Source organism: Streptomyces sp. NPDC029216 (assembly GCF_040648015.1).
Lineage (GTDB): Bacteria > Actinomycetota > Actinomycetes > Streptomycetales > Streptomycetaceae > Streptomyces.
In genome coordinates this window covers 87,747-110,471 of sequence record NZ_JBEZWL010000009.1, presented here as the reverse complement: position 1 = coordinate 110,471, position 22,725 = coordinate 87,747, and the positions used below count along the sequence as shown (strand labels likewise).

Here is a 22,725-nt window from a genome sequence, read left to right as displayed (position 1 = left end):
GGGGGGCGGGGGCGCCCCCCCCCCCCCCCCCCGGCCGGGGTGGGTGCGACGGCGGTCAGCGGACCGGGTGGCCCGCCTCGCGCAGGGTCGCCTTGACCTCGGAGATCCGCAGGTCGCCGAAGTGGAACACCGACGCCGCGAGCACGGCGTCGGCGCCCGCCTCGATGGCGGGCGGGAAGTGCTCCAGCCGGCCGGCGCCGCCTGAGGCGATCACCGGGACGGTGACGTGCTTGCGGACGGCGGCGATCATCTCCGTGTCGTAGCCGTCCTTGGTGCCGTCGGCGTCCATCGAGTTGAGCAGGATCTCCCCGGCGCCCAGCTCGGCCGCCCGGTGCGCCCACTCCACGGCGTCGATGCCGGTGCCCCGGCGGCCGCCGTGGGTGGTGACCTCGAAGGAGCCCGACTCGGTGCGGCGGGCGTCGACCGACAGCACCAGCACCTGGCGGCCGAAGCGCTCGGCGATCTCCTGGATCAGCTCGGGGCGGGCGATGGCGGCCGTGTTCACGCCCACCTTGTCCGCGCCGGCCCGCAGCAGCTTGTCCACGTCCTCGGCGGTGCGGACGCCGCCGCCCACCGTGAGCGGGATGAAGACCTGCTCGGCCGTGCGCCGCACCACGTCGTACGTGGTCTCGCGGTTGCCGGAGGAGGCGGTGATGTCGAGGAAGGTCAGCTCGTCGGCGCCCTCGGCGTCGTAGAGCTTGGCCATCTCCACCGGGTCTCCGGCGTCGCGCAGGTTCTGGAAGTTGACGCCCTTGACGACGCGGCCGTTGTCCACGTCCAGGCAGGGGATCACACGTACGGCGAGGGTCATCCCGCGGCCTCCTCGAACGCCTCGGCCTTGAAGGCCTCGACCTCCACCTCGACGACCATGTTCGGGTCGACGAAGCCACTGACGATGATCATGGACGCGGCGGGCCGGACGGCGTCGAAGAGCGTCTTGTGGGCGCGGCCCACCTCGTCCACGTCCCGGGCGTGGGTGAGGTACATCCGGGTGCGGACCACGTGCTCGGGGCCCAGGCCGGCCTCGGCGAGCGCCTTGAAGGCGACCTCGAAGGCCTTGACCGTCTGGTCGTACGGGCCGCTCGCGTCGGCCGAGGTGCAACCGGAGACGAGGACCAGGCCGTTGGGGAGGGCGACGGCGCGGGAGTAGCCGATGACGTCCTCGTAGGGGCCGCCGGAGGAGATGCGGCGTACGTCGGAGGTGCTCATGCGCGGACCGCCTCCAGTGCCTCTTCCAGGGTGAAGGCCTTGGCGTACAGGGCCTTGCCGACGATGGCGCCCTCGACGCCCAGGGGGACGAGGGCGGACAGGGCCCGCAGGTCGTCCAGGGAGGAGACGCCGCCGGAGGCGACGACGGGCCGGTCGGTGGCGGCGCAGACGTTCTTCAGCAGCTCCAGGTTGGGGCCGCTGAGGGTGCCGTCCTTGCCGATGTCGGTGACGACGTAGCGGGCGCAGCCCTCGGAGTCGAGGCGGGCGAGGGTCTCGTAGAGGTCGCCGCCCTCGCTGGTCCAGCCGCGGCCCTTGAGGGTGGTGCCGCGCACGTCCAGGCCGATGGCGATCCTGTCGCCGTGCTCGGCGATGGCCTTGGCGGCCCACTCGGGGGTCTCCAGGGCGGCGGTGCCGAGGTTGACGCGGGTGCAGCCGGTGGCGAGGGCCGCGGCGAGCGTGGCGTCGTCGCGGATGCCGCCGGACAGCTCGACCTTGATGTCCATGGCACGGGTGATCTCGGCGACCAGGGCCCGGTTGTCGCCGGTGCCGAAGGCGGCGTCCAGGTCGACCAGGTGCAGCCACTCGGCGCCGGAGGCCTGCCAGGCGAGGGCCGCCTCCAGCGGGGAGCCGTAGGAGGTCTCGCTGCCGGAGACGCCGTGCACGAGGCGTACGGCCTGGCCGTCGCGGACGTCGACCGCGGGGAGGAGTTCGAGCGTGGGTGCGGTCATCACAGGGTCTCGATCCAGTTGGTGAGGAGCTGGGCGCCGGCGTCGCCGGACTTCTCGGGGTGGAACTGGGTGGCCCACAGGGCCCCGTTCTCCACCGCCGCGACGAAGCGCTCGCCGTGCGTGGCCCAGGTGACCTTGGGGCCCCTGATCCTGGGGTTGGTGACCTCCAGGGTCCAGTCGTGGGCCGCGTAGGAGTGCACGAAGTAGAAGCGCGCGTCGTCGTCCAGGCCGGCGAAGGCCTGGCTGTCGGCGGGGGCCTCGACGGTGTTCCAGCCCATGTGGGGGACGACGGGGGCCTTCAGCGGGCCGACCGTGCCGGGCCACTCGTCGAGGCCCTCGGTCTCGACGCCGTGCTCGATGCCGCGCTCGAAGAGGATCTGCATGCCGACGCAGATGCCCATGACCGGGCGGCCGCCGGAGAGCCGGCGGCCGATGATCCAGTCACCGCGGGCGTCCCTGAGGCCCTGCATGCAGGCGGAGAAGGCGCCCACGCCGGGCACGAGGAGGCCGTCGGCGTCCATGGCCTTGTCGTAGTCGCGGGTGATCTCGACGTCCGCGCCGACGCGCGCGAGGGCGCGCTCGGCGGAGCGGACGTTGCCGAAGCCGTAGTCGAAGACCACGACGTTCTTCGTAGCGCTCATTCCCAGATTCCTTGGATTCGCAGGATCCCCGCGGCCAGGCACATGGCGGAGCCGAGGGCGAGCAGGAGGACGACCGACTTGGGCATCTTCTGCTTCTGGAAGGAGTAGACGCCCCCGGCCAGGAACAGGCCGAGGACGATCAGGACGGTGTTCAGGCCGTTCACTGCTAGAGGGCGCCCTTCGTGGAGGGCAGGATGCCGGCGGCGCGCGGGTCGAACTCGGCGGCGTAGCGCAGGGCGCGGGCCAGCGCCTTGAACTGGCACTCCACGATGTGGTGGGCGTTGCGGCCGTACGGGACGTGCACGTGCAGGGCGATCTGCGCCTGGGCGACGAAGGACTCCAGGATGTGCCGGGTCATCGTCGTGTCGTACGCGCCGATCATCGGCGCCATGTTCTCGGGCTCGGTGTGCACGAGGTAGGGGCGGCCGGAGAGGTCGACGGTGACCTGGGCGAGGGACTCGTCCAGCGGCACGGTGCAGTTGCCGAAGCGGTAGATGCCGACCTTGTCGCCGAGGGCCTGCTTGAAGGCGGCGCCCAGCGCGAGGGCGGTGTCCTCGATGGTGTGGTGGCTGTCGATGTGCAGGTCGCCGTCCGTCTTGACCGTCAGGTCGAAGAGGCCGTGGCGGCCGAGCTGGTCGAGCATGTGGTCGTAGAAGCCCACGCCCGTCGCGACGTCGACCTGGCCGGTGCCGTCGAGGTTTATCTCGACCAGGACCGAGGTCTCCTTCGTGGTGCGCTCGACCCGTCCGATGCGGCTCATGCCTGCTGCTCCTTCTTCAGTGCGCGAACCGCTTCCAGGAACGCGTCGTTCTCGGCCGGTGTGCCCGCGGTGACCCGCAGCCGGCCCGGTACGCCGTTGTCCCGGACCAGGACGCCCTGGTCGAGGATCGTCTGCCAGGCGGTGTGGGAGTCCTCGAACTTCCCGAACTGGATGAAGTTCGCGTCGGACTCGGTGACCTCGAAGCCGAGGGCCCGCAGCTCGGTGACGAGGCGGTCCCGCTCGGCCTTGAGCTGCTCGACGTAGCCGAGCAGGGTGTCGGTGTGCTCCAGGGCGGCCAGCGCGGTCGCCTGGGTGACGGCGGACAGGTGGTACGGCAGGCGCACCAGCTGGACGGCGTCGACCACGGCGGGGTGCGCGGCCAGGTAGCCCAGGCGCAGGCCGGCGGCGCCGAAGGCCTTGGACATGGTCCGGGAGACCACCAGGTTCGGGCGGCCCTCGATCAGCGGGAGGAGGGAGTCGCGGTGGGAGAACTCCACGTACGCCTCGTCCACGACGACCAGGGAGGGCTTGGCGGCCTGGGCGGCCTCGTAGAGGGCGAGGACCGTCTCCGCCTCGACCGCGGTACCCGTGGGGTTGTTGGGCGAGGTGATGAAGACGACGTCGGGGGCGTTCTCCGCGATCGCCTGCTCGGCCGCCTGCACGTCGATGGTGAAGTCCTCCCGGCGGGGGCCGGAGATCCAGCCGGTGCCGGTGCCGCGGGCGATCAGCGCGTGCATCGAGTACGAGGGCTCGAAGCCGATCGCCGTGCGCCCCGGTCCGCCGAAGGTCTGCAGCAGCTGCTGGAGGACCTCGTTGGAGCCGTTGGCGGCCCAGACGTTCTCCCGGGTGACCGGGTGCTTGCCGGTGCGGGTGAGGTACCTCGCGAGCTCGGTGCGCAGCTCGACCGCGTCCCGGTCGGGGTAGCGGTTGAGGGTGCGGGCGGCGTCGGCGACGCGCTCGGCGATGCGCCGGACCAGCTCCTCGGGGAGCTCGTACGGGTTCTCGTTGGTGTTCAGCTGGACGGGCACGTCGAGCTGCGGCGCGCCGTACGGGGTCTTGCCGCGCAGCTCGTCGCGGATGGGGAGGTCGTCGATGCCGATGGTGCCGCTCACTGCCCGGGGACCTTCCATTCGAAGCGCGCCTTCAGGGCGGCGCCGTGCGCGGGCAGGTCCTCGGCCTCGGCGAGGGTGACCACGTGGTGGGTGACCTCGGCGAGGGCGTCGCGGGTGTAGTCGACGATGTGGATGCCGCGCAGGAAGGACTGCACGGACAGGCCCGAGGAGTGGCAGGCGCAGCCGCCGGTGGGCAGGACGTGGTTCGAGCCGGCGCAGTAGTCGCCGAGGGAGACCGGCGACCAGGGGCCGACGAAGATCGCGCCGGCGTTGCGGACGCGGGCGGCCCAGGAGGCGGCGTCGGCGGTCTGGATCTCCAGGTGCTCGGCGCCGTACGCGTCCACGATCTTCAGGCCCGCCTCCAGGTCGTCGACCAGCACGATCGCGGACTGCTCGCCGGCCAGGGCGGGCTTGATCCGGTCCTCGACGTGCTTGGTCGCCGCGACCTGCGGCTCCAGCTCCTTCTCGACGGCGTCCGCGAGCTCGGCGGAGTCCGTGACGAGCACGGCGGCGGCCATCGGGTCGTGCTCGGCCTGGCTGATCAGGTCGGCGGCGACGTGCACCGGGTCGGCGGTGGAGTCGGCGAGGACGGCGATCTCGGTCGGGCCGGCCTCGGTGTCGATGCCGATCTTCCCGGTGAAGTAGCGCTTGGCGGCGGCGACCCAGATGTTGCCGGGGCCGGTGACCATGTTCGCGGGGGCGCACTCGTCCGTGCCGTACGCGAACATCGCGACGGCCTGGGCGCCGCCGGCCGCGTACACCTCGTCCACGCCGAGCAGCGCGCACGCGGCCAGGATGGTCGGGTGCGGCAGGCCCCCGAACTCTTTTTGCGGCGGGGAGGCGAGCGCGATCGACTCGACGCCGGCCTCCTGGGCGGGGACCACGTTCATCACGACGGACGACGGGTACACGGAGCGGCCGCCGGGCGCGTACAGGCCGACGCGCTCGACCGGAACCCACTTCTCGGTCACGGTGCCGCCGGGGACCACCTGGGTGGTGTGCTCGTTGCGGCGCTGGTTGCGGTGCACGATCCGGGCGCGCCGGATGGACTCCTCCAGGGCGGCGCGGACGGCCGGGTCCAGCTGCTCCAGGGCGGCCGTGAGGGCCTCCGCGGGTACCCGGACCTGCGTGAGCTCTACCCCGTCGAACTTCCGCGCGTACTCGATCAGCGCCGCCGTGCCACGATGATGGACGTCCTCGCAGATGGGCCGCACCTTCTCCAGGGCGGCTTCCACGTCGAACTCGGCACGGGGCAGCAGATCGCGCAGGGCGCCGCCCTCGGGGAGGGAGTCACCGCGCAGGTCGATACGAGAGATCACCCCACAATTCTCTCAGACCGGCTCCCACCACCGTCCGCCCGTATCACTGGCTGATACACGCCCCGGATGTCACGGCCTCCCCTTAGCGTTCCCCTACACGTAAAGGACAGCGGGGGGCTGCCATGGCAGAGGCGTACGCGGAGGCACACCCGGACGGCCGTCCGGACGATCTGACCGAACCCGAACGGCACATGTGGGAGACCTTCCGCGCGGGCACCGTCTGCGACCTCAGCGCACGCGCCGCCGACCGGGACGATCCGCACACGGGCCCGTCCTGGGGGCCCGAGCGGCGGGTCCGGGCCGAGGTGGTGGCCCGGCTGCTGCTGGCCGGGCCCGCGCCCGTACCCGGCCGGGTCGGCTGCCTCAAGCTGCGCGGCGCGCAGATCACCGGTCGGCTGGACCTCTCGGGCGGCACCGTCGCCCCGTACGTGGAGATCCGCTCCTGCCGCTTCGAGGGCGAGATCCAGCTCTCGGAGACCCGCTTCGGCACCCTGCGGCTCGACAACTGCGCGATCCCCCGGCTGGAGGGGGCCCGGCTGCACACCGAGGGCGACCTGCACCTGGCGCGCTGCCGGGTGGCGCGCGGGATACGGCTGACGGACGCGCAGATCGGCACCGACCTGCTGATCAGCAGCTCCGTCGTGCAGCGGGACGGGCGGGGGCGGGCGATCGCCGCCGACGGCCTGGCGGTGGCGCAGGACTTCCAGGCCGAGCTGCTGGAGACGACCGGCGAGGTCAGCCTGCGCGGGGCCCGGGTGGGCGCCTCGATGAGCCTGCGCGGGGCCCGGCTGCACAACCCCTACGGCCGGCGCGCCCTGAACGCCCCGACCCTCACCGTCGAACGCACCCTCTACCTGACCTCCGCCGCCCTGGAGCCCGCGTCCGGGGACCCGTCGCGCCCGTACGACTGGAGCCGCACCCCCACGCGGGGCGTGCCGACGCGGCCGTTCGAGTGCCGGGGCGGGCTGCGGCTGGACGACGGCCGCTTCGGGGACTCCGTCGACTTCTACTCGGCCCGCTTCGAGCTCCAGCCCGAGCAGGAGGTCTCGCTGCGGCGGATCCAGACGCCCGAGCTGCGCTTCGTCGGGGACGCGCCGGAGCAGGGCCGGGTGGTGCTGTCCGGGGCGAAGGTGGTGCGGCTGGTGGACCGCTCCACGAGCTGGCCGGGGCCGGGCCGGCTGCTCATGGAGGGCTTCGCGTACGAGACCCTCGCGCCGCGCGGGCACTTCCCGCTGGAGCGCCGCCTGGAGTGGGTCGGCGCGGCCAGCCCCGACTACTCGCCGGAGCCGTACGAGCGGCTCGCCGCCGTGCTGCGGGCCCGGGGCGAGGACGCGGACGCCCGTGAGGTGCTGCTGGCCAAGGAGCGGCGCCGCCGGGCCACGCTGGCGCCGGCGGGGCGGGCCTGGGGGTACCTGCAGGACTGGACGGTGGTCTACGGGTACCGGCCGGGGCGGGCCGCGCTGTGGATGGCGGTCCTGTGGGCGGCGGGCACCCTGCTGTTCCTGCGGCACCGGCCGGAGCCCCTCAAGGGCGACGAGCACCCCGTCTGGAACGCCGCCCTGTACGCCCTCGACCTGCTCCTGCCGGTGATCGACCTCGGCCAGGAGGGCCAGTGGAAGACGGAGGGGGCCTGGCAGTGGGGGTCGGCGGCGCTGGTCCTGCTGGGGTGGATCCTGGCCACGACGGTGGCCGCGGGCGCGTCCCGGCTGCTGCGGCGGGGGTGACGGCCCGGCCGCCGCGGCCACTACCCTTTGGGGCGTGACCACCGTTCGCCTGCCCCTCTTCCCGCTGAACTCGGTACTGTTCCCGGGCCTCGTGCTGCCGCTGAACGTCTTCGAGGAGCGGTATCGCGCCATGATGCGCGAGCTGCTGAAGCTCGGTGAGGACGAGCCGCGCCGGTTCGCCGTCGTCGCCATCCGCGACGGCCGGGAGGTCGCGCCGACCGCGCCCGGGCTGCCCGACCCGACGTCCCTGCCCGAGAAGGGCCCGGCGGCGGGCTTCGGCGCGGACCCCATCCAGGCGTTCCACCGGGTGGGCTGCATCGCGGACGCGGCGACGATCCGCGAGCGGGAGGACGGCAGCTTCGAGGTCCTCGCCACCGGTACGACGCGGGTCCGGCTGGTGTCGGTCGACGCCTCGGGCCCCTTCCTCGTCGCCGAGCTGGAGGAGCTCCCGGAGGACGCCGGGGACGGGGCGGGCGCCCTGTCCGAGGGGGTCCTGCGGGCCTTCCGCAGCTACCAGAAGCGGCTGGCCGGGGCGCGGGAGCGGTCCCTGACCTCGGCGCCGGACCTGCCGGACGAGCCGTCGGTGGTGTCGTACCTGGTGGCGGCCGCGGCCGTGCTGGACATCCCGGCGAAGCAGCGCCTCCTCCAGGCGCCGGACACCGCGACGCGGCTGGCGGAGGAACTGAAGCTGCTCCGCACCGAGACCGCGGTGATCCGCCACCTCCCGTCCCTCCCCGCGGTGGATCTGACGCGCGCCCCGACGAGCCCGAACTGAGGCCATGGCGAAGAAGAAGCAGCAGACGGCAGGCACCCCCGCCATCACCGCCCTGACGGCGGCCGGCGTCGAGTTCACCACCCACGCCTACGAGCACGACCCCTCACACCCCTCGTACGGCGAGGAGGCGGCCGAGGCCCTGGGGGTCTCGCCGGAGCAGGTGTTCAAGACCCTGGTCGCGGAGGTGGACGGGGCCCTCACGGTGGCGGTGGTGCCCGTGTCGGGGTCGCTGGACCTCAAGGCCCTGGCCACGGCGGTGGGCGGGAAGCGGGCCGCGATGGCGGATCCGGCGCTGGCGGAGCGCACCACGGGGTACGTACGGGGCGGTATCTCGCCGCTGGGGCAGCGGCGGCGGCTGCCGACGGTGCTGGACGTGTCGGCGTCCGGGCACGCCACGATCTGCGTCTCGGCGGGCCGCCGGGGCCTGGAGGTGGAACTCGCCCCCACCTCCCTGACCACCCTCACGGCCGCGGTCCTCGCCCCCATCGCCCGCCCGTAACCGGGTCGGCGGCCGTCAGGCCTGTGGGGGCTTTGCGTCCGTGGTGTGGAGGTGGGGCGGCGGGTAGGCGGCCTCCCACGGCAGGGCCGGGGCGGGGTCCCGGGGGCCGAAGACGGCCGTCAGGCCCAGGTGGGTCAGGGTCGCCGCCATCGGCCACCCCAGCAGCACCCCGTACGCCAGCAACTGCAGCGGCGCGTCGAAGGGCACCCCTTCGCCCGCCTTCTCCGCCGCGGCCCGCACATCGGTGCCCGGCCCCAGCCACAGCCCCGTCCGCCATCCCACCAGCGCGGCGAAGCACGCCCCGAGCGTGAGGCCGGCCACCAGCGCGACGCCCCCGCGCCGGCGCCACAGGAACACCGCGAGCCCGCTCAGCACGCCCAGCCCCAGCGACAGCAGGAAGAAGGTGCCGTCGGAGCCGATCCGCGCCTCGCCCTCGGTGTTCTTCAGGAAGACGGCCCGGCCGTTGGAGACGTACTGGACGCGGGGCGCGAGCCAGACCCACAGCAGCCCGAGGAGCACCCCGGCCACACCCACCACGAGGGCGACGGCGGCCCCGTCGCGGATGTCCGCCGGGGTGACGGCGGGCTCCTGCCCGGGGAGGTCGGCGGGGGGCGGCGGCAGCGGGGTCACGGCTTCGGTCACCCCCACATCGTGCCAGGTGGCCCCGGCCGGGGCGTCAGCGGACCGCCGCCCGCCGGTACGCCCAGGTCGCGACGGCCAGGGAGAGCACCCCCACCGCCGCGCACACCCCGAGGTCGGCGGCGACCGCCGCCCAGTCGGGGTGCGGGGCGAAGGTCCGTGCGAAGGCCTCCACCCCGTACGTGGAGGGCAGCAGGTTCCGCGCCCACACGATCACCTCCGGCATCCGCTCGGCCGGCAGCACCCCCAGCAGCAGCGCCGCCGACATGCCCAGCTGCCCGGCCAGCGTGGCCAGCTCCTGCCGGGGCGCCAGCAGTCCCAGTGCCGCGCCGAGCCCGGCCAGCGCGGCCCCGGCCAGCGGCACCACGGCGGCCAGGATCCACAGCCCGCCCATCGGCAGCCCGAACAGCACGCATCCGAAGACGGCCGTCACCAGCGTCCCCGGCAGGGTGAAGGAGGCGTACGCGGCGGCCGCGCCCAGCACCACGGAGGCGGGCGGTACCGGCAGGGTGGCGTAGTGGTCGAGCCCGCCGCTCGCCCTCAGCTGGCCGAAGTACTGGGCCAGGAGGTTGAGCGCGACGAAGGCCACGACCAGGACCGAGGAGCCGGCGACGACCGCCCGCGCCTCGGAGCCGCCGTCCACCACGCCCCGCATCAGGACCATGATCCCGACGGACTGGAAGGTGGCGACGAAGAGGAGGGGGATGCGGGCCACCCGCGCCCGGGACAGCTGGGCCCGGTAGACGGCCGCGAGGGCCGGGAGGAGCCGGGCCCGGGGGGCCAGGACGGCGGCGGGGGCGGCAGCGGTGGTCACGACTTGACCAGACCCTTCATCCGGCCGCCCAGCGCGAGGTAGACGTCCTCCAGGCTCGGCGTGGCCAACGTGAAATCGTCGAGGGCGGCGAAGGCCGGCCCGCCCGTGACGGCGGCGACGGCGGCGCGGGCCTCGTCCTGGCCCAGCCGCAGCACCCAGCGGCGTCCCGCCTCGGCGGCCAGCGGCGCGAGCGCGGCGACCTCGGGGACCTCCAGCGGCGCGGCGGTGCGCCACACCAGCTCCAGGCGGACCTCGTCGGAGAACCTGGCCTTGAGCCCGGCCGGGGTGTCGCAGGCGATGACCTTGCCCTGGTCGACGACGGCGACCCGGTCGAGGACGGTCTCGGCCTCGATGACGTTGTGGGTGACCAGCAGCACGGTGGCGCCGTGCCGGTCGCGGCGCCGGTCCACGGCGGCCCAGACCGCGCGCCGGGCGACGGGGTCCATGCCGGTGGTGGGCTCGTCCAGGACGAGTACGGGCCGCTCCCCCACGAGCGCGGCGGCGAAGCAGGCGAGCCGCCGCTGTCCGCCGGAGAGCTTCTTGAGGGGGCGTCCGGCGATCTCGGTCAGCCCGAGTTCCTCCAGTACGCCGTCCCGCGCGGCCCGCGCCGCGCGGGCGTCGAGCCCGCGCAGCCGGCCGGTGGTCTCGGCGGCCAGCGCGACCGTGAGCTCGTCGAGGGCGGTGGACTCCTGCCCCAGGTAGGCCAGGAGGCGCGCGGCCCGTTCGGGGTGGCGTACGAGGTCGTGGCCGAGCAGGGTCACGGAGCCCGAGTCGGGCCGCAGCAGGCCGGTCAGCTGGCGGACCAGGGTGGACTTGCCGGCGCCGTTGGGGCCGAGCAGTCCGAAGATCTCGCCGCGCCGGACCTCCAGGGAGATCCCGTCGGTGGCCCGGGTCTCGGGCAGGGCCGGGGCCCCGCGCCGGCCGCGGACCGCGGGGTAGGTCTTGACCAGGTCACGCACCGCGCAGACCACCCCGGAGGCCGGCGCGGCGGCCGCTGCCGTGGTGTGTCCTGCCTGTGCTGTGCCCGTACTCACGAGGGAGCAGCCTACGCGGCTCGCGGCCCTACTCGGCGGCCGGGGTCATCGGCGCCGTAGCCGCGGAGGCCGCCGCTCCGCCCACGTGCTCGGCCGCGGCGCGCACGTCGATCTCCCTCCAGAACCCGGCGCGGATGGCGTAGCGGTCGTGCTCGTCGATCTGGTCGTCCTTGTGCGCGAGGAGTCCGAACCGGGCGGCGTAGCGCAGCAGCTCCCCGTCGATGCGGTGGGGGACGCGGGGGTACATGGTGGCGAGCCTCTGCAGGTGGACGGTTTCCGGGAGGCGTTCCATCCAGCGGCGGGCGAAGACCTGGCCCACCTCGAAGGGGTCGCCGCCGACGGTGGTGATGTCCTCCTCCCGGTCGGCCCACCGCTGTTCGGCGCTGGTGAGCTGGGCCAGGGTGGGCAGGGAGGCGGTCTCGGCGGGTTCACCGAGGGGGCCGGAGCGTTCGATCCAGCCCTTGTCGGAGGACCAGCGCAGGGCGCTGCCGGCCGGGCTGTGGGTGCCGGCGGCGTGCGCGGCGGCGGGGCCCTGGCCGGGGGCGCGCAGGGCGGCGAGGTCCTTGGGGGTGGGGACGGAGGGTTTGGCGCCCTCGGTGGCGGGCGCCGGTACGGCCGCTCCGTTCGAGGGGGGTTCGGGGGCGGGCGGGGTGCTGTTGCGGGCGGCCTCGGCGAGGGCGGCCTCGGGCAGCGGGGCGGAGAGGATCGCGGCGATCTCGGGGCGGGGGGCCGGTGGCGGGGGGCACAGTCCGGTGAGGTCGCGGGCGCGGACGGCGCGGGTGATCCAGGCGCGGTCGAGGACGCGGCGCTCGTCGGCCTCGGCGACGAGGTCCTCGGACTGGTTGTAGTCCCCGTCGGCGGCCTGGACGGCCCACAGGTGGACGGCGACGCCGTGCTCCTTGGCGGACATCAGCCCGGGCAGCAGGTCCCCGTCGCCGGTGACGAGGACCACGTCGGAGCAGGCCCGGTTGCGGGCGAGCTCGGTGAGCTCGGCGTGCATGGCGGCGTCGACGCCCTTCTGGGCCCAGCGGCCGTCGCTGCGGGTCAGGGCGCCCAGGCGGACGGTGACCCGGGGCATGACGCGCAGCCGCCGGTGCTCGGGCTGGGGCACCCGGTCGGGTGCGCCGTCGAACCAGTAGATCCGCAGCAGCGGCTGCTGGGTGTCGGCCTCGGCGCGCTCGCGCAGGCCCTGGATGAGGGCGGAGTGGTCGACGGTGATGCGCGAGCGCGAGGGTTCTCCCGCGAGGAGGCTCGCGGCGGCGCCCAGCAGGTATCCGGCATCCACCAGGACGACGCAGCGGTCCACGCGTTCCACCCTCTTCCGTGGGGGTCCTCGACAGGTTTTCCCCGAGTCTGCCCGACTGCAAGGGCGTTGACGGCCGGAACTGGATCACCGGCGTGGCGTATCTCTCAGGAGGCCCCGCAACGGGCGCCGCTACGCACAGCAATGATCCAAAATGCGCGGGTTGTGGGTATGTGTGAGGGTGAAGGCGGCCCTGGCCCCTAGACCACCCACGGAGGCATCCCATGGCCAAGAACAAGAACCAGAAGCAGCCGGCGAAGCAGCAGTCGCGTTCGGGCGGGCAGGACATGCCGAAGGGCTCGACGGAGACTTCCGACGATCGCCCGTCCCAGTCGCCCAGCCCGCTGGACATGGCACACAAGAGCAAGTCGAAGCGCTTCGGCCACAACTGACGCCTCCGTGCGGAAGCGCTGACAGCGCAAGGGGGCCCGCCCCGGCAGTGCCGGGGCGGGCCCCCTTTCCGTGCGTGCGCCGGGCGCGTCGCCCGTCCGGGCTATCCGGCCAGGCAGGACGGGCCGAGCAGCACCTTGAGGTCGCCGAAGAGGGCGGGGTCGGGCTGGACGCGGTGCCGGTCGAGGCGCAGCACCGTGGTGGTGCGCGGTCCCTGGAGCTTGATCCGGACCTCGGTGTTGCCCTTGTGGTGGCGCAGGATCTCGCCCAGTCGGGTGACCATCGGTGGAGTGACCTTGACGGTCGGGATGGTGAGGACGACGGGGGCGTTGGTGCCGGCGGAGGAGAGGTCGGGGACCATCATCTCCATCGCGACCAGGCGGGGGACGTCCTCGCGCTTGTCGAGGCGGCCCTTGACGAAGACGACGGTGTCCTCGACCAGCTGGGTGGAGACGAGCTGGTAGGTCGCGGGGAAGAACATGCACTCGATGGATCCGGCGAGGTCCTCGACGGTGGCGATGGCCCAGGCGTTGCCCTGCTTGGTCATCTTGCGCTGGAGGCCGGAGATGATGCCGCCGATGGTGACGACGGCGCCGTCGGAGTGCTCGCCGCCGGTCAGCTGGGAGATGCCGGCGTCCGTCTTGTCGGACAGCACGTGTTCCAGGCCGAAGAGCGGGTGGTCGGAGACGTAGAGGCCGAGCATCTCGCGCTCCTGGGCCAGCAGGTAGGACTTCTCCCACTCGACGTCGGAGAACTCCACGTCGAGGCCGAAGCCGGGCTCGCTGCTCTCCTCGTCACCCATTCCGCCGAAGAGGTCGAACTGTCCCTCGGCCTCCTTGCGCTTGACCGCGACCACGTTGTCGATCATCGATTCGTGGTGGGCGACGAGGCCCTTGCGGGTGTGGCCCATCTCGTCGTAGGCGCCGGCCTTGATCAGGGACTCGACGGTGCGCTTGTTGCAGACGACGGCCTCGACCTTGTCGAGGAAGTCGGGGAAGGAGGAGTACTTGCCCTTGGACTTCCTGGTCTTGATGATCGAGTCGACGACGTTCTGGCCGACGTTGCGGACGGCGGTGAGGCCGAAGAGGATCACGTCGTCGCCCTGGGCGGCGAAGTTGGACTCGGACTCGTTGACGTTCGGCGGGAGCACCTTGATGCCCATGCGCCGGCACTCGTTCAGGTAGATCGCGGACTTGTCCTTGTCGTCCTTGACCGAGGTGAGCAGGCCCGCCATGTACTCGGCGGGGTAGTTCGCCTTGAGGTAGGCGGTCCAGTAGGAGACGAGGCCGTACGCGGCCGAGTGGGCCTTGTTGAAGGCGTAGCCGGCGAAGGGGACCAGGACGTCCCAGAGGGCCTGGATGGCCTGGTCGGAGTAGCCGTTCTTGCGGGCGCCCTCCTGGAAGATCGTGAAGTTCTTGGCGAGCTCCTCGGGCTTCTTCTTGCCCATCACGCGGCGCAGGATGTCGGCCTCGCCGAGTGAGTAGCCGGCGATGATCTGGGCGGCCTTCTGCACCTGCTCCTGGTAGACGATCAGGCCGTAGGTGACCGCGAGCACCTCTTCGAGCGGCTTCTCCAGCTCGGGGTGGATCGGGGTGATCTCCTGCTGCTTGTTCTTGCGCAGGGCGTAGTTCGTGTGCGAGTTCATGCCCATCGGGCCCGGGCGGTAGAGCGCGGACACGGCGGAGATGTCTTCGAAGTTGTCGGGCTTCATCAGGCGCAGCAGGGAGCGCATGGGGCCGCCGTCGAACTGGAAGACGCCGAGGGTGTCGCCGCGCTGGAGCAGCTCGAAGGTCTTGGGGTCGTCGAGCGGGAGGGCCAGGAGGTCGATGTCGATCCCCTTGTTGGCCTTCACCATCTTGACGGCGTCGTCCATGATCGTGAGGTTGCGCAGGCCGAGGAAGTCCATCTTCAGCAGGCCGAGCGACTCGCAGCTCGGGTAGTCCCACTGGGTGATGGTGACGCCGTCGGTGTGCCGGACCCAGACCGGTACGTGGTCGGTGATCCGTTCGCTGGACATGATCACGCCGGCGGCGTGCACGCCCATCTGGCGGACCAGGCCCTCGACGCCGCGGGCGGTGTCGATGACCTTCTTCACGTCGGGCTCGTTCTCGTACATCCCGCGGATCTCGCCGGCCTCGCTGTAGCGGGGGTGCGAGGGGTCGAGGATGCCGGAGAGCGGGATGCCCTTGCCGAGGACGTCGGCGGGCATGGCCTTGGTGAGGCGGTCGCCCATGGCGTACGGGTAGCCCAGGACGCGGGCGGAGTCCTTGATCGCGTTCTTGGCCTTGATGGTGCCGTAGGTGCCGATCATGGCGACCTTGTCGGCGCCGTACTTCTCGGTCACGTACCTGATCACCTCGACGCGCCGGCGCTCGTCGAAGTCGATGTCGACGTCGGGCATGGAGACGCGCTCGGGGTTGAGGAAGCGCTCGAAGATCAGGCCGTGCGGGATGGGGTCGAGGTCGGTGATGCCCATGGCGTAGGCGACGATCGAGCCGGCCGCGGAGCCTCGGCCGGGGCCGACCGCGATGCCCTGGTTCTTGGCCCACATGATGAAGTCGGCGACCACGAGGAAGTAGCCCGGGAAGCCCATCGAGATGATCGTGTCCATCTCGTACTCGACCTGCTTCATGCGGTCCTCGGGGATGCCGTCCGGGAAGCGGCGGTGCATGCCCCGCATGGTCTCCTCGCGGAACCAGGTGACCTCGGTGTAGCCCTCCGGGATGTCGAACTTCGGCATGAGGTTGCGGAACTTGAACATGCCCTCGGTGTCGACCTGCTCCGCCACCAGCCTGGTGTTGGCGCAGCCCTCCTGCCAGGCGTCCGAGGAGTCGATGGCGTACATCTCGTCCGTGGACTTCAGGTAGTAGCCGGAGCCGTCGAAGCGGAAGCGGTCCGGGTCCGAGAGGTTCTTGCCGGTCTGGATGCAGAGCAGGGCGTCGTGGGCGGCGGCCTCGTGCGCGTAGGTGTAGTGGGAGTCGTTGGTGACCAGCGGCGGGATGCCGAGCTTCTTGCCGATCTCCAGCAGGCCGTCGCGGACCCGGCGCTCGATCTCGATGCCGTGGTCCATCAGCTCCAGGAAGTAGCGGCCCTCGCCGAAGATGTCCTTGTAGTCCGAGGCCGCCTTGATCGCCTCGTCGAACTGGCCGAGGCGCAGTCGCGTCTGCACCTCGCCGGAGGGGCAGCCGGTGGAGGCGATCAGGCCCTCCGACCACTGGGCGATGGTCTCCTTGTCCATCCGGGGCCACTTGGTCAGCCAGCCCTCGGCGTAGGCGTCGGAGGAGAGCCGGAAGAGGTTGTGGAGACCGGTGCTGTTCGCCGCCCAGATCGTCTTGTGCGTGTAACCGCCGGAACCGGAGACGTCGTCCCGCTTCTGGTGGGGCTGGCCCCACTGGATGCGCCGCTTGTTGCGCCGGGACTCGGGGGCGACGTACGCCTCGATCCCGATGATCGGGGTGATCCCGGCCTTCTGGGCGGAGTGGAAGAAATCGTACGCGCCGTGGAGGTTGCCGTGGTCGGACATGGCGATGTGCGTCATGCCCATTTCATTGCAGGCCGCGAACATGTCCTTCAGCCGAGCGGCACCGTCCAGCAGCGAGTACTGGGTGTGGACGTGCAGGTGCGTGAACGGCGTCTTGGACACGGTGGGGGCCTCCGGGGGCGAGTGGGGCGGCAGCTATGAATCCTACGTCCCACGGGTGACACATCCCGGGCACGGAGATATACGGTCGGGCGTTGCAGAACCAGGAACACCAGTCCGACGTCCAGTCGGTCAGAACCTGTACCACCCCGTGCACCAGGAGGCATCCGCCATGGCGGTTCCCGAGACGACCGACGAGCAGCGCGCCGAGCAGATACTCGATGTGTTCGACACCGCTTTCGGGGAGCTGCTCGCCGCCGACCCCGCCGCCTTCCAGGTGAAGTTCCGGAAGATGGCGGCCTCGGCCTTCGCCTTCTACCGGGGCACGGCCTGCCTCTTCTACGCCGACCTGGAGCGCGACCGGCACGGCGGCCCCTACCTGGACGAGCGGACGGGCCGGGTCTGGATCCACGGCGATCTGCACGCCGAGAACTTCGGCACGTACATGGACTCCAACGGCCGGCTGATCTTCAACGTCAACGACTTCGACGAGGCCTACGTGGGCCCCTTCACCTGGGACCTCAAGCGCTTCGCCGCCTCCGTCGCCCTGATCGGCTACACCAAGGCGCTCAGCGACGAGCAGATCAGCTCCCTGGTGCGGACCTACGCCGACGCCTACCGCGAGCGCATCCACCGGCTGGCGACGGGGGCCAAGAGCTGTGACTTGTCGGAACTGACCTCCTTCACCCTGGACACCGCCGAGGGCCCCCTGCTGGACGCCCTGCGCGACGCCCGCTCGCGCACCCGCTTCTCCCTGCTGGACTCGATGACCGAGATCCGCGACCACGAGCGCCGCTTCTCCGAGGGCGGCGGGGCGATCGAGCTGGACGCCGCCACCCGCTACAAGGTGCTGGCCGCCTTCGACGGCTACCTGGAGACCCTCCCGGAGGAGTCCCTGGTGCGCCCGGACTCCTACCGGGTCAAGGACGTGGTGGGCCGGCGGGGCGTGGGCATCGGCTCGGCCGGGCTGCCCTCGTACAACATCCTGCTGGAGGGGCACAGCGACGCCCTGGAGAACGACGTCGTGATCTACCTCAAGCAGGCGCAGACCCCGGCGGTCTCCCGGCACATCACCGACCGGGCGGTCCGCGAGTACTTCCAGCACGAGGGGCACCGCACGGTGATCTCCCAGCGCGCCCTCCAGGCGCACGCCGACCCCTGGCTGGGCTGGACCGAGCTGGACGGCTCCGGGCAGCTGGTCGCGGAGGTCTCGCCGTACGCGGTGGACCTGGACTGGTCGGACCTGGACGACCCGGAGGAGATCGCGGCGGTGGTCGCGGACCTCGGCCGGGCCACCGCCACCATGCACGCCTCGGCCGACGAGGCGGAGAGCGGCCAGTCCCTGGTCCCCTTCTCCACCGAGCGCGCCATCGACGCGGCGATCGCCGCCGACGAGGAGGGCTTCCCGAAGCTGCTGGTCGACTTCGCCCACGCCTACGGCGCCCGGGCCCGCGCCGACCACCAGATCTTCGTGGACCTCTTCAGGAACGGCCGGATCACGTCGTAGGGCGGGGCCGGGCGGCGGGCCCCGGGCGGCCGACGAGCCACCCCGTGATCCCTCCCTCACAGGAAGCCATGGCAGACTCGCGGCGATGGACATATCAGGGGCGGGAATCCGGGGGCTGCGGGCCGCGCTGTTCAGCGCGCTCGTCGTGCTGCTCTCGGCGGGCTCCCACGTGCTCCTGTCCAGGGTGCCCCTGCCGCCCGCGCTGCCCGGCGGCGCCTTCGCCGGGGTCTTCGCCCTCGCCTACGCCCTGGCCGGCCGCGAGCGGGGCTTCGGCCCGATCGCCGGACTGCTGGTCCCGCTGGAGCTCGCGGCCGACACCGTCTTCACCGCCGGGCAGCGCGTCTGCTACGGCCCCGCCGGCGGGCCGGTCTCCGGTCCGCTGCACGCGCTGGGCCTGGACGAGCTGTGCGGCGGGACCCCGGTGGGCGGGCCGCTGGCCGAGGTGGCCGGGCCCGCCGGCGATCCGGCCGCGCTGCCGGCCTCGGCCGGGCCGTGGACGCCCTGGCTGCTGCTCGGCGCGCACGTCGCCGTCGGACTGCTCGCCGCCGCCTGGCTGCGGCACGGCGAGCGGGCCCTGGTGCGGCTGCTGCGGGCCGTCGCCGCCTTCGCCTTCCGGCCGCTGCGGCTGGCGGCGGCCTCGGTGGCGGCGGGCCCCGGCCGGACCGGGCGGGCGCTGCGCCCCCCGCTGTCCGGCACGTCGGCCCGTACCCGTTTCCCCGCGCATTCCGTGGGCCGGAGGGGACCTCCCGTACGGACGGCGACGCTCGCGAGCGTCTGACCCGCACGTACGGACAGTCCCCCCGTTTCCCCCTCCCACGGAGATCACCATGAGTTCACGCAACAGCCAGCAGAACAAGGCCGCCGCCCGCGAGAAGCTGCGCGTCGAGCGCGAGAAGCAGGCGAAGAAGGACAAGGCCCGCCGCCAGGTGTTCGTGGCCGGCGGCGTCGTCGCCGCCCTCGCGCTGGCCGGCGGCATCGGCTTCGCGGTCGTCCGGTCCAACCAGCCCGGCTACTGGGAGAAGGCCGCCGAGGCCACGCTGGTCAAGCCGAAGAACACCACGGGCGAGGACGGCCTGACCGTGGTCATCGGCAAGCCCGAGGCGAAGAAGACCCTGGAGCTCTACGAGGACTCCCGCTGCCCGGCGTGCGCCGCCTTCGAGCAGTCGGTCGGCGAGCAGGTCAAGAAGGACGTGGACGCGGGCAAGTACAAGCTCCGCTACGTCGGCGCCACCTTCATCGACAACGGCGCCAAGGGCGAGGGCTCGAAGAACGCGCTCAGCGCGCTGGGCGCGGCGCTGAACGTCAGCCCGGAGGCCTTCCTGGAGTACAAGGCGGCCCTCTACTCCAAGGCCCTGCACCCGGACGAGCGGGTCGACAGCTTCGCCAAGGACGAGTACCTGATCAAGGTCGCCGACACGGTCCCGGCGCTCAAGGGCAACGCCGAGTTCAAGAAGGCCGTCGAGGACGGCACGTACGACCGCTGGGCGATGGACATGTCGAAGGCGTTCGACAAGTCCGGCGTGACGGGCACCCCGACGCTGAAGATGGACGGCAAGAAGATCGACACCCCGGCCACGCCGGAGGCGTACACCGCGGCGATCGACAAGGCGCTGGCCGGCTGACGGGCCGGCACCGAACGACCCTTCTTCCGCATTACCGCCATAACGGGCGGGCGAACTCCCAAAGTTCGTCCGCCCGTTGTCGTTCAGTGACTGTTCCCGGCCACATACCGATCAGTAATATGACCACCCGTGACCAGTCATCTCATCCCCCTTTCCCCTGCGGCGGATTCCGCCGCGCGCGCGGCGAACCCCCGCCGCCGCACGGTCGTTCTGGCCGCCGCGGCCACGGCGGCCCTCGCGCCGATGGCCCTGGGCGCCCCCGCCGCCCACGCGGCCGAAGCCGCCCCCGCCTTCCTGCACGGCGTCGCCTCCGGCGACCCGCTTCCCGACGGCGTCCTGCTGTGGACCCGCGTCACCCCCACGCCGGAGGCCGTACCCGGCTCGGGCCTGGGCCCGGCCACCGCCGTGGGCTGGGAGGTGGCCGAGGACAAGGCCTTCTCCCGCGTGGTCGCGCAGGGTTCCGTCACCGCGAGCGCCGCCTCCGACCACACCGTCAAGGTGGACGTGCGCGGCCTGCGCCCGCACACCCCGTACTGGTACCGCTTCACCGCCGGCGCCACCGTCTCCCCGGTCGCCCGCACCCTGACCGCCCCGGCGGCGGACGCGGCCACGCCCGGCGTGCGCTTCGGCGTGGTCTCGTGCGCCAACTGGGAGTCCGGCTACTTCTCGGCGTACCGCCACCTGGCCGCCCGCACCGACCTGGACGCGGTCCTGCACCTCGGCGACTACATCTACGAGTACAAGACCGGGGAGTACCCGGCCGCGAAGTACGTCGTACGCCAGCACGAGCCGAAGAACGAGATCATCACGCTGGCCGACTACCGGATCCGGCACGGCCAGTACAAGACGGACCGCGACGCCCAGGCGCTGCACGCGGCCCACCCCATCGTGGCCATCTGGGACGACCACGAGTTCGCCGACAACGCCTGGTCCGGCGGCGCCGCCAACCACACCCCGGGGACCGAGGGCGACTGGGCGGCCCGCGCGGCCGCCGCCAAGCAGGCGTACTTCGAGTGGATGCCCGTACGCACGTCCATCGCGGGTACCGTGTACCGCCGCCTGCGCTTCGGCAACCTGGCCGACCTGCACCTGCTGGACCTGCGCTCGTTCCGCTCGGAGCAGGCCAAGACCGGCAGCGGCACGGTGGACGACCCGGAGCGCACCATCACCGGGCGGGCGCAGCTGGACTGGCTGAAGGCCGGGCTGGCGGGCTCGACGGCGACGTGGAAGCTGGTCGGCACCTCGGTGATGATCTCGCCGGTGGCCTTCGGCTCGCTGCCCGCGCACCTGCTGCAGCCGCTCACGCACCTGCTGGGCCTGCCCGAGGGCGGCATCGCGGCCAACGTGGACCAGTGGGACGGCTACACGGACGATCGCAAGGAGCTCCTGGGCCACTTGAAGGACCGGAACATCAAGAACACGGTGTTCCTGACCGGCGACATCCACATGGCGTGGGCGAACGACGTGCCGGTGAACATGGCCACGTACCCGGGATCGGGCACGGCGGCGACCGAGTTCGTGATCACCTCGGTGACCTCCGACAACATAGACGACACGCTGCACGTGCTGCCGCACACCGTCTCGGTGGTGGCGGAATCGGCCATCAAGGCCGCGAACTGGCACGTGAAGTGGCTGGACATGGACTCGCACGGCTACGGCGTGCTGGACGTGACGGCCGAGCGTTCGCAGATGGACTACTACGTGGTCTCGGACAAGCGGCGCCAGGACGCGACCTCCTCCTGGGCCCGTTCGTACCGCACCCTGAACGGCACGCAGAAGGTGGAGCGGGTCGACCAGCCGGTCCGCTGAGCGGACTGACGTACCGTCAAATCTTCTGTGCGACGGGGCTCCTGATACAGGTCAGGAGCCCCGTGTGTACCGCAGGCAACAAATCTTTAACTTCCGGGTACTTGCGAAGTGAATGACATGCACACATAAACTTCCGGCCAGCGTGAGGAAATCCCTCACCCCCCACCACGCTTGCGAGGAGTTACCGTGCGCGCTGCTGCCCGCATATCCCCCCTTCTCCGCCGCCGCCTCATGGGCACGGCCGTTCTGGCCTCCACCCTGGCCTTCGCCCCGCTGACGGCCCCCACCACCGTCGCCGCCGCCCCCCAGACCGGCGCCGAGGCCTGTGCCGAGGGCTCCGCCCCCGCCAACGCCCGTGTCTCGAAGCCCAAGGACACCCACGCGGCCGAGCCGAACGAGCTGTCCGAGGCCCAGACCAAGGCCATGGACGCGGACCTCACCAAGAAGCTCAGCCAGATGCAGCTGTCGCCGCAGCAGGTCTACGGCGCACGCGAGGGCGCCACCTCCCTGGCCGCCGCGACCACCATCCCGGTGTACGTCCACGTGATCACCTCCGGCACCGCCGGCAAGCTGACCGCCACGGACATCACCAACCAGATCAACGTCCTGAACGCCGCCTACAGCGGCCAGGGCAACGGCAACGTCGACTCCGGCTTCCAGTTCTCCCTGGCCGGCACCGACTACACCGACAACGACGCCTGGTACAACGTCTCCGACGGCACCCAGGCCGAGAAGGACATGAAGACCGCCCTGCGCAAGGGCGGCAAGAACGCGCTCAACCTCTACACCGCCAACCTCGGCGGCGGCCTCCTCGGCTGGGCGACCTTCCCGAGCTCCTACAACTCCGCCCCGCAGATGGACGGCGTCGTCCTCCTCAACTCCTCGCTGCCCGGCGGCTCCGCCGCCAACTACAACGAGGGCGACACCGCCACCCACGAGGTCGGCCACTGGATGGGCCTGTACCACACCTTCCAGGGCGGCTGCTCGGGCAGCGGCGACTCGGTCTCCGACACCCCGGCCGAGAAGAGCGCTGCCTTCGAGTGCCCGACCGGCCGTGACTCCTGCGCCAGCAAGGCGGGCGTCGACCCGATCCACAACTTCATGGACTACACGTACGACTCCTGCATGTACCAGTTCACCGCCGGCCAGGTGTCGCGCATGAAGAGCATGTGGACGGCCTACCGCGCCTGACCGCGCACG

General features: G+C 72.0%; 22 protein-coding genes. 9 read left to right on the top strand and 13 right to left on the bottom strand.

Features of this window, described 5'->3' with window-relative positions:
* Positions 1 to 55 precede the first annotated feature (55 nt).
* Genes hisF through hisD form a run of 8 tightly spaced genes read right to left on the bottom strand, consistent with a single transcriptional unit; the run spans position 56 to position 5,769 of the window.
* Positions 56 to 811, bottom strand: a complete 756-nt coding sequence (gene hisF, locus AB0F18_RS06230; protein ID WP_362055504.1) for an imidazole glycerol phosphate synthase subunit HisF — start codon at positions 809 to 811, stop codon at positions 56 to 58.
* Positions 808 to 1,209: a RidA family protein gene (locus tag AB0F18_RS06225; RefSeq protein WP_362055502.1), complete on the bottom strand. Its 402-nt coding sequence runs from the start codon at positions 1,207 to 1,209 to the stop codon at positions 808 to 810. The genes hisF and AB0F18_RS06225 overlap by 4 nt, the downstream gene beginning before the upstream one ends.
* On the bottom strand, positions 1,206 to 1,937 hold the full coding sequence (gene priA, locus AB0F18_RS06220; RefSeq protein WP_362055500.1) for a bifunctional 1-(5-phosphoribosyl)-5-((5-phosphoribosylamino)methylideneamino)imidazole-4-carboxamide isomerase/phosphoribosylanthranilate isomerase PriA: 732 nt from the start codon (positions 1,935 to 1,937) through the stop codon (positions 1,206 to 1,208). Before priA ends, AB0F18_RS06225 begins: the two co-directional genes overlap by 4 nt.
* Positions 1,937 to 2,578 carry an imidazole glycerol phosphate synthase subunit HisH gene (gene hisH, locus AB0F18_RS06215; protein WP_362055498.1) on the bottom strand — a complete coding sequence of 214 codons (642 nt, stop codon included), beginning with the start codon at positions 2,576 to 2,578 and terminating at the stop codon, positions 1,937 to 1,939. The genes priA and hisH overlap by 1 nt, the downstream gene beginning before the upstream one ends.
* Positions 2,575 to 2,742: a hypothetical protein gene (locus AB0F18_RS06210; RefSeq protein ID WP_362055496.1), complete on the bottom strand. Its 168-nt coding sequence runs from the start codon at positions 2,740 to 2,742 to the stop codon at positions 2,575 to 2,577. Before AB0F18_RS06210 ends, hisH begins: the two co-directional genes overlap by 4 nt.
* A gap of 2 nt (positions 2,743 to 2,744) precedes the next feature.
* Positions 2,745 to 3,338, bottom strand: a complete 594-nt coding sequence (hisB, locus tag AB0F18_RS06205) for an imidazoleglycerol-phosphate dehydratase HisB (RefSeq protein WP_362055494.1) — start codon at positions 3,336 to 3,338, stop codon at positions 2,745 to 2,747.
* The gene (locus AB0F18_RS06200; protein ID WP_362055492.1) at positions 3,335 to 4,468 is read right to left on the bottom strand and encodes a histidinol-phosphate transaminase; all 1,134 of its coding nucleotides are present in this window, start codon (positions 4,466 to 4,468) and stop codon (positions 3,335 to 3,337) included. The genes hisB and AB0F18_RS06200 overlap by 4 nt, the downstream gene beginning before the upstream one ends.
* Entirely contained in the window at positions 4,447 to 5,769 is a 1,323-nt protein-coding gene (hisD, locus tag AB0F18_RS06195; protein WP_362055490.1) for a histidinol dehydrogenase, read from the bottom strand. The genes AB0F18_RS06200 and hisD overlap by 22 nt, the downstream gene beginning before the upstream one ends.
* 122 nt (positions 5,770 to 5,891) lie before the next feature.
* Between hisD and AB0F18_RS06190 the strand changes: the two genes are divergently transcribed.
* Genes AB0F18_RS06190 through ybaK form a run of 3 tightly spaced genes read left to right on the top strand, consistent with a single transcriptional unit; the run spans position 5,892 to position 8,767 of the window.
* Positions 5,892 to 7,493: an oxidoreductase gene (locus AB0F18_RS06190; RefSeq protein ID WP_362055488.1), complete on the top strand. Its 1,602-nt coding sequence runs from the start codon at positions 5,892 to 5,894 to the stop codon at positions 7,491 to 7,493.
* 34 nt (positions 7,494 to 7,527) lie between these two features.
* Entirely contained in the window at positions 7,528 to 8,268 is a 741-nt protein-coding gene (locus AB0F18_RS06185; RefSeq protein ID WP_362055486.1) for an LON peptidase substrate-binding domain-containing protein, read from the top strand.
* Positions 8,269 to 8,272: 4 nt separating this feature from the next.
* Entirely contained in the window at positions 8,273 to 8,767 is a 495-nt protein-coding gene (gene ybaK / locus AB0F18_RS06180) for a Cys-tRNA(Pro) deacylase (RefSeq protein ID WP_362055484.1), read from the top strand.
* Between the two features lie 15 nt (positions 8,768 to 8,782).
* On the opposite strand, the gene AB0F18_RS06175 is transcribed toward ybaK, so the two are convergent.
* The 4 genes from AB0F18_RS06175 to AB0F18_RS06160 form a co-directional block, all read right to left on the bottom strand.
* Positions 8,783 to 9,409, bottom strand: a complete 627-nt coding sequence (locus AB0F18_RS06175) for a hypothetical protein (RefSeq protein ID WP_362055482.1) — start codon at positions 9,407 to 9,409, stop codon at positions 8,783 to 8,785.
* Positions 9,410 to 9,443: 34 nt separating this feature from the next.
* Complete coding sequence (locus tag AB0F18_RS06170) at positions 9,444 to 10,220, bottom strand: ABC transporter permease (RefSeq protein WP_362055480.1); 777 nt, start codon at positions 10,218 to 10,220, stop codon at positions 9,444 to 9,446.
* A complete protein-coding gene (locus AB0F18_RS06165; protein WP_362055528.1) occupies positions 10,217 to 11,191 on the bottom strand; it encodes an ABC transporter ATP-binding protein in 975 nt (324 codons plus the stop codon). Before AB0F18_RS06165 ends, AB0F18_RS06170 begins: the two co-directional genes overlap by 4 nt.
* Before the next feature lie 91 nt (positions 11,192 to 11,282).
* Entirely contained in the window at positions 11,283 to 12,569 is a 1,287-nt protein-coding gene (locus AB0F18_RS06160; protein ID WP_362055478.1) for an NYN domain-containing protein, read from the bottom strand.
* Positions 12,570 to 12,781: 212 nt separating this feature from the next.
* Here AB0F18_RS06160 and AB0F18_RS06155 point away from each other — a divergent pair, with 212 nt between their 5' ends.
* Positions 12,782 to 12,949 (top strand): hypothetical protein, encoded by a 168-nt coding sequence (locus AB0F18_RS06155; protein ID WP_362055476.1) that lies wholly within the window; start codon positions 12,782 to 12,784, stop codon positions 12,947 to 12,949.
* 101 nt (positions 12,950 to 13,050) lie between these two features.
* Here AB0F18_RS06155 and dnaE read toward each other — a convergent pair whose 3' ends face one another.
* Positions 13,051 to 16,590 (bottom strand): DNA polymerase III subunit alpha, encoded by a 3,540-nt coding sequence (gene dnaE / locus AB0F18_RS06150; RefSeq protein WP_362055475.1) that lies wholly within the window; start codon positions 16,588 to 16,590, stop codon positions 13,051 to 13,053.
* A 169-nt stretch (positions 16,591 to 16,759) separates the two neighbouring features.
* Between dnaE and AB0F18_RS06145 the strand changes: the two genes are divergently transcribed.
* The 5 genes from AB0F18_RS06145 to AB0F18_RS06125 all read left to right on the top strand — a co-directional run bounded on the left by AB0F18_RS06145 (position 16,760) and on the right by AB0F18_RS06125 (position 22,716).
* Positions 16,760 to 18,094 (top strand): DUF2252 domain-containing protein, encoded by a 1,335-nt coding sequence (locus AB0F18_RS06145; protein ID WP_362055473.1) that lies wholly within the window; start codon positions 16,760 to 16,762, stop codon positions 18,092 to 18,094.
* 85 nt (positions 18,095 to 18,179) lie between these two features.
* Entirely contained in the window at positions 18,180 to 18,872 is a 693-nt protein-coding gene (locus AB0F18_RS06140; RefSeq protein ID WP_362055472.1) for a hypothetical protein, read from the top strand.
* Positions 18,873 to 18,921: 49 nt separating this feature from the next.
* Complete coding sequence (locus AB0F18_RS06135; RefSeq protein ID WP_362055470.1) at positions 18,922 to 19,716, top strand: DsbA family protein; 795 nt, start codon at positions 18,922 to 18,924, stop codon at positions 19,714 to 19,716.
* 243 nt (positions 19,717 to 19,959) lie between these two features.
* Positions 19,960 to 21,525, top strand: a complete 1,566-nt coding sequence (locus tag AB0F18_RS06130; protein WP_362055526.1) for an alkaline phosphatase D family protein — start codon at positions 19,960 to 19,962, stop codon at positions 21,523 to 21,525.
* A 231-nt stretch (positions 21,526 to 21,756) separates the two neighbouring features.
* Positions 21,757 to 22,716, top strand: a complete 960-nt coding sequence (locus AB0F18_RS06125) for a zinc metalloprotease (RefSeq protein ID WP_362055524.1) — start codon at positions 21,757 to 21,759, stop codon at positions 22,714 to 22,716.
* Positions 22,717 to 22,725: the final 9 nt, after the last annotated feature.

Excerpts from the sequence above, each read along its gene's own strand:
- AB0F18_RS06135 (WP_362055470.1), top strand. The coding sequence starts at position 18,922 with ATGAGTTCACGCAACAGCCAGCAGAACAAGGCCGCCGCCCGCGAGAAG.
- AB0F18_RS06155 (WP_362055476.1), top strand. The coding sequence starts at position 12,782 with ATGGCCAAGAACAAGAACCAGAAGCAGCCGGCGAAGCAGCAGTCGCGT.
- AB0F18_RS06200 (WP_362055492.1), bottom strand. The coding sequence starts at position 4,468 with ATGGAAGGTCCCCGGGCAGTGAGCGGCACCATCGGCATCGACGACCTC.
- AB0F18_RS06190 (WP_362055488.1), top strand. The coding sequence starts at position 5,892 with ATGGCAGAGGCGTACGCGGAGGCACACCCGGACGGCCGTCCGGACGAT.
- AB0F18_RS06125 (WP_362055524.1), top strand. The coding sequence starts at position 21,757 with ATGGGCACGGCCGTTCTGGCCTCCACCCTGGCCTTCGCCCCGCTGACG.
- priA (WP_362055500.1), bottom strand. The coding sequence starts at position 1,937 with ATGACCGCACCCACGCTCGAACTCCTCCCCGCGGTCGACGTCCGCGAC.
- ybaK (WP_362055484.1), top strand. The coding sequence starts at position 8,273 with ATGGCGAAGAAGAAGCAGCAGACGGCAGGCACCCCCGCCATCACCGCC.
- hisB (WP_362055494.1), bottom strand. The coding sequence starts at position 3,338 with ATGAGCCGCATCGGACGGGTCGAGCGCACCACGAAGGAGACCTCGGTC.
- AB0F18_RS06130 (WP_362055526.1), top strand. The coding sequence starts at position 19,960 with ATGGCCCTGGGCGCCCCCGCCGCCCACGCGGCCGAAGCCGCCCCCGCC.
- AB0F18_RS06145 (WP_362055473.1), top strand. The coding sequence starts at position 16,760 with ATGGCGGTTCCCGAGACGACCGACGAGCAGCGCGCCGAGCAGATACTC.
- AB0F18_RS06225 (WP_362055502.1), bottom strand. The coding sequence starts at position 1,209 with ATGAGCACCTCCGACGTACGCCGCATCTCCTCCGGCGGCCCCTACGAG.
- hisF (WP_362055504.1), bottom strand. The coding sequence starts at position 811 with ATGACCCTCGCCGTACGTGTGATCCCCTGCCTGGACGTGGACAACGGC.
- AB0F18_RS06140 (WP_362055472.1), top strand. The coding sequence starts at position 18,180 with ATGGACATATCAGGGGCGGGAATCCGGGGGCTGCGGGCCGCGCTGTTC.
- hisH (WP_362055498.1), bottom strand. The coding sequence starts at position 2,578 with ATGAGCGCTACGAAGAACGTCGTGGTCTTCGACTACGGCTTCGGCAAC.